Annotated in this window: 4 protein-coding genes; 1 reads left to right on the top strand and 3 read right to left on the bottom strand. The window is 70.6% G+C overall.

Annotated features, from left to right (window positions below; all coding sequences use genetic code 11):
• On the bottom strand, positions 1–2441 hold a 2441-nt coding region (locus tag Q0066_RS15720), incomplete at its 3' end, for a pyruvate carboxylase (protein ID WP_298134705.1).
• 171 nt (positions 2442–2612) lie between these two features.
• On the opposite strand from Q0066_RS15720, the gene Q0066_RS15715 reads away from it, so the two are divergent.
• Positions 2613–3416, top strand: coding sequence for a phosphatase PAP2 family protein (locus Q0066_RS15715; protein WP_298134703.1), 804 nt, complete (start codon positions 2613–2615; stop codon positions 3414–3416).
• Here the strand turns inward: Q0066_RS15715 and Q0066_RS15710 are convergent.
• On the bottom strand, positions 3358–4236 hold the full coding sequence (locus Q0066_RS15710; protein WP_298134701.1) for a patatin-like phospholipase family protein: 879 nt from the start codon (positions 4234–4236) through the stop codon (positions 3358–3360). The genes Q0066_RS15715 and Q0066_RS15710 overlap by 59 nt on opposite strands.
• Positions 4214–5269: a hypothetical protein gene (locus Q0066_RS15705; RefSeq protein ID WP_298134699.1), complete on the bottom strand. Its 1056-nt coding sequence runs from the start codon at positions 5267–5269 to the stop codon at positions 4214–4216. Before Q0066_RS15705 ends, Q0066_RS15710 begins: the two co-directional genes overlap by 23 nt.
• Positions 5270–5317: the final 48 nt, after the last annotated feature.

Here is a 5317-nt window from a genome sequence, read left to right as displayed (position 1 = left end):
TCGAACGGCGCGTAGAGCAGCCGGACGGCTTCGAAGTACGGCTCCAGGTCGGTGACCGCCTGCAGCGACAAGCCGGTGGCCCGTTCGGTGTCGTCGGTGGCCGCGACCAACGCCGACATCGACACCTGGGAGGTGGTGCCCGCCCAGGCGGCGCAGGCCACGTCCACGGCGTCCACCCCTGCGTCGATGGCGGCGACCAGGGTGGCCAGCTGGCCACCGGCGGTGTCGTGGGTGTGCAGATGCACGGGCAGATCGAACCGTTCCCGCAACGCGCGGACGAGTTTCGCTGCCGCCGGCGCCCGCAGCAGGCCGGCCATGTCCTTGATCGCCAGGATGTGCGCACCCGCCTCGACCAGCTGCTCGGCGAACCGCAGGTAGTAGTCGAGGGTGTAGAGCTTCTCGTCGGGCGAGGTGAGGTTGCCGGTGTAGCACAACGCCGCCTCGGCGACGCCGTGGTCGGTCTCGCGCACCGCCTCGATCGCCGGCCGGATCTGGTCGATGTTGTTCAACGCGTCGAAGATCCGGAAGATGTCGCAGCCGGTGCGCGCCGCCTCATGGACGAAGGCGTTGGTCACCTTGAGCGGGTAGGGGGTGTAGCCGACGGTATTGCGGCCGCGCAGCAGCATCTGCTGCGGAATGTTCGGCATCGCCTCGGCGAACTTCGCCAGCCGCTGCCACGGATCCTCCTTGAGGAAGCGCAGCGTGACGTCGTAGGTGGCGCCGCCCCAGGACTCCATCGAGAACAGCTGCGGCAACATCCTGGCGATGTGCGGCGCGACGTGCAGCAGGTCGCGGGTGCGTACCCGGGTGGCCAGCAGCGACTGGTGGGCGTCGCGGAAGGTGGTGTCGGTGACCGCGACCGCGGTCTGGTTGCGCAGCGCCTGTGCGAAGCGTTCCGGCCCCTCCTCCAGCAGCAGCTGTTTCGACCCGGACGGCGGCGGGGTCTGCAGCTCCTGCTTGGTCAGTGCCGGCAGCTTGTCGCGCGCGATCAGGGTGGTGCGGCATTCGCCGTTCGGCTTGTTGACCGCGACGCCGGCCAGGTATTTGAGCAGCTTGGTGCCGCGGTCGGCCGGAATCCGCTGGGTGAGCAGCTGCGGCCGCTCGTCGATGAACGACGTGGTGGCGCGGCCGGCCAGGAAGTCGGGGTCGGAGATGACCGCCTCGAGAAAGCCGATGTTGGTCGAGATGCCTCGGATCCGGAACTCGTTCAACGCCCGGTAGGCGCGCCGGGCGGCCGCCCGCAGGTCGCGTCCACGACAAGTCAGCTTGACCAGCATCGAGTCGAAATGGGCGCCCACCTCGGAGCCGCCGAACACCACTCCGCCGTCCAGCCGGACGCCGGCGCCACCGGGGCTGCGGTAGACCGAGATCCGCCCGGTGTCGGGCCGGAAGCCGTTGGCGGGGTCCTCGGTGGTCACCCGGCACTGCAGGGCCTGGCCACGAACGTGAATGTCCTCCTGCCGCAGGCCCAGGTCAGCCAGCGATTCGCCGGCGGCGATCCGCATCTGTGACGACACCAGGTCGACGTCGGTGACCTCTTCGGTGACCGTGTGTTCGACCTGGATCCGCGGGTTCATCTCGATGAACACGTAGCGGCCGTCGGCACCCAGCAGGAACTCCACGGTGCCGGCATTGGTGTAGCCGATGTGCCGGCAGAACTTCACCGCGTCGGCGCAGATCGCGTCGCGCAGGGCCGGGTCGAGATTGGGTGCCGGGGCGAGCTCGATCACCTTCTGGTGGCGGCGCTGTACCGAGCAGTCCCGCTCGAACAGGTGGATCACCTGGCCGGTGTTGTCGGCCAGGATCTGTACCTCGATGTGCCGCGGGCTGATCACCGCCTCTTCCAGGTACATCCGGGCGTCACCGAAGGCCGCCTGCGCCTCGCGCATCGCCTCGACCAGCGCCGGCTCGAGGGTCTTCGGGTCATCCACCCGGCGCATGCCGCGTCCGCCACCGCCGGAGACGGCCTTCACGAAGACCGGGTAGCCGATCTGCTCGGCCGCGGCGAGCAGGGTGGGAATGTCGTCCGAAGCGTCGGCCCCGCGCAGCGTCGGCAGCCCGGCCTCACGGGCGGCGGCGATGGCTTTGGCCTTGTCACCGGTCAGTTCCAGGATCTCGCGGCCCGGCCCGATGAAGGTGATGCCGTTGTCGGCGCAGGCCTGGGCGAAGCCGGCGTTCTCGCTGAGGAACCCGTAGCCGGGGTAGATCGCATCGACCTCGGCGTCCAGCGCCGCGGCGATGATGCCGTCGGCGTCCAGGTAGGCGCGGACCGGGTGCCCGACCTCACCGATCTGATAGCTCTCGTCGGCCTTCAACCGGTACTCGGCGAGCCGGTCCTCGTAGGGAAAGACGGCCACGGTACCGATGCCCAGCTCGGTCGCGGCACGGAACGCCCGGACGGCGATCTCGCCCCGGTTGGCCACCAGGATCTTGCGGAACATGTCGTCTCCTCACAGGTTGGCTGAGGTCGGCGACCGCGCTCCGGCGACCCTGCCGACCGCGACACCCACTGCCGGACAGCCTGACACAATCCCTCGCCGCGCGAAACGAACCGGTTCCGCAGCGGACGCGGCACACGGCCACCGCACGAGGGTGCCTGGCAGACTTGGCCGATGCCCCCTCCCAGGTTGCCGGCCGAACCCGAACACACCATCGGCGATCGCGACCTCACCACCTGGCGCACCCCTGTCGGACGCTGGCTACGGACGGTGTTCGGTGCGCTCAGCGAACGGCTGCGCAACGCCGACCTGGCCGCCCTGTTGCTGGTGGCCGTCGCGGGCGCGCTCGCTGCCGGGGCGACCTGGGCGGCTGGTGGGATCTACGAGTCGGTGGTCAGCGACACCGGCCTGGCCCTGATCGACCAGCCGGTGCTGGATTGGATGATCGGCGTCCGGACGCCGGAACTGAACGCGGTGATCGCCGCGTTCAGCGCGTCGGGCGGCACGTTGTGGATGACGCCGATCACCGCCGCCGTGCTGCTGGTGATGTGGCTGCGCTGGCGACGCTGGACTCCGCTGGTGCTGATGGTGATCGCGGTCGCCGGATCGCTGGCCATGACGGTGGTCGGCAAACGGTTGAGCGGACGGGCCCGGCCGCCGCTGGAGTTGTCCATCCCGCCGCCGGAAACGTCGGCGTCCTTTCCGTCGGGGCACTCACTGAACTCGCTGGTGATCACCGGCATCGTCGTCTACGTCCTGCTGGCCTACCTGACCAGCACCCTCGCCCGGGTGGCGACCGTGACCATCGGCACGCTGTACGCCTTCGCGATGGGCATGTCGCGGGTCTACCTGGGGCACCACTGGCTGACCGACGTGCTGGCCGCCTGGTGCCTCGGCATCGCCTGGCTGACGGTGGTGATCACCTGCCACCGGCTGTGGCTGACCCAGCATCGCGACCACGCACTCGGACGCCGCTGACGTAGAGCTCGCGGACGGCCGCGGCGGCCTTCCGGCCCGCGTACCGGCCGCGTTCCCGGGCACCGGCCAGGCCCGCCTCCGACATCGCGTCGAGCCCCGGATGGTCATCGGCGATCAGCACGACCTCGGCGCCGTCGGCCCGCAGCCGGGCCGCCTGGTTTCCCGGACGCCGGACGCCACGCACCGATCGTCCCTGCGGCGCCAGGATCAGCACTCGCCCGCAACCCGATGCCAGATCGGCATTGACCGGGGTGCGCAGACCTCCGTCCAGGAACGGCCGGCCCTCGATCGTCACAGCCGGCAGCACCCCCGGCAGCGCGCAGCTGGCGGCCACGGCCCGGGCCAGTTCGACCTGCGAGCGGGGCGTGAAATAGGCCGGACGCCCGGCGACGGCGTCCACCGCCACCACGATCAGCGACGACGGCCAGCGGGTGGTACCGATCGCCCGGGCCACCAGGCCGACGAACTCCGGCTCACTCAGGGCCGCCGGGCGGCCGGCGCGGCGTCCCAGCCAGCGCAGGGCGTGCCGCCGACTGGGCCACAACTGGGCGGCCAGCAGCTGCAGCCCGGCGATCGAGCCGACGTGCACGTCCGCCAGTTCCCAGATGTGGTCACGCAGCCCATCGGCGTCGCCTCCGGCGAGCAGCCGGGTGGCGAGCAGGGCGCCCGCGGAAGTGCCGATCACCCGCTCGGCGTCACCCAGCACCTCCGGTAGTTCCTCCAGGACGCCGTGCAGCCAGGCCAAGCCGGTGAGTCCGCCGCCGCCCAGCACGACGGCCCGGTCGGACGCGGGGTCGTCAGCTGAGTCGTTGCCAGACAACCGGCTCCTTGGCGTTGGTCACCGACACCACGTAGCGCACGTCGACGGCCGGCAGCGACTGATCCACCTGGTACTTCTCGCCGTTCTGGGTCAAGGTGCAGCGGAACCGGAACTTCAGCTTGGTGGCGCCGCGGGCCTTGGTCGGCTCGGCCACGTCGAGGGTGTAGGTCGCGTTCTTCCACGGGTCGCCGACCAAGGTCCACTTGATCGACTTGGCGTCGACCTTCTGGCCCTTCTCGATGGTGACGCTGTTCGGGCAACCCTTCGGAGCCGGGTCGCGCTTGGCCAGGCACTTCTTCAGTGCGGCCGCCGCCGTCGCGTTGGCCCGCTTCTCGCCCGCCGCGGTGAGCACCGGGCTCAGGCCGGCCCGGACGTCCTCACCGACGGCGTCCACCGTCACTCGGTTGCCGTCGAAGGCGATCTGGCGCAGCTTCTCGGCGAACACGTACGTGCCGGGGAACACCTCCAGGTGTGCCGGTTCGGTCAGCGCCTGCCCGTTCAGGGTGGCCCCCAGTTCGCTGGGCAGCGGCCCCGGATCGATGGTGGAGGTGACCTGCGCGAGTCGCCACCCGGCCTCGGTGTGGGTGGTGGAGAAGGTGAGGGTGGCGGCCTTCTCGCCGAACTTCACCTCGGCGGGCACCGACACGGTCTCGCCGCCGTTGACCTCCGGCACGTTGACCACGCTCAATGCGGCCAGCCGCTGCGACTCGGCGAGGACGCCGTGGGTGAGCAGCTTGGTGTCGGTGGGCCGGTTCAGCGCGTATTCCAGCGCCCGGTCGGCATCGGCGGCGATCAGGGCGTCGAGGTATCCGGCGACCGCCTGCTGCGGCGTCGCCGCCGGCACCGCGGAACTCTCCGCCTGGGGCCGCAGCAGCCAGGCGATGCCGGCGATCAGGCCCGCCACCACCAGGAAGGCCAGCGCGGCGATCCAGCGGGTGCGTGGCCGGCGGGCCGGCGGCACCGGCGGCTGGCTCGGCTCGGTCTCCGGCGTCGCGGCGTCGTCCGGGGTGTCTTCGGGTTCCTGAGAAGTCACCCGGTCAGATTACCGGTGAACCCTGTCCGCGTTTCAGTGAGGTTTCGG

Origin of the sequence: Micropruina sp., from assembly GCF_027492755.1 — a bacterium.
In the GTDB taxonomy this organism is placed as follows: domain Bacteria; phylum Actinomycetota; class Actinomycetes; order Propionibacteriales; family Propionibacteriaceae; genus Micropruina.
Note: the sequence above shows the minus strand (reverse complement) of the source record. Positions and strands in the feature narration are given on the sequence as shown.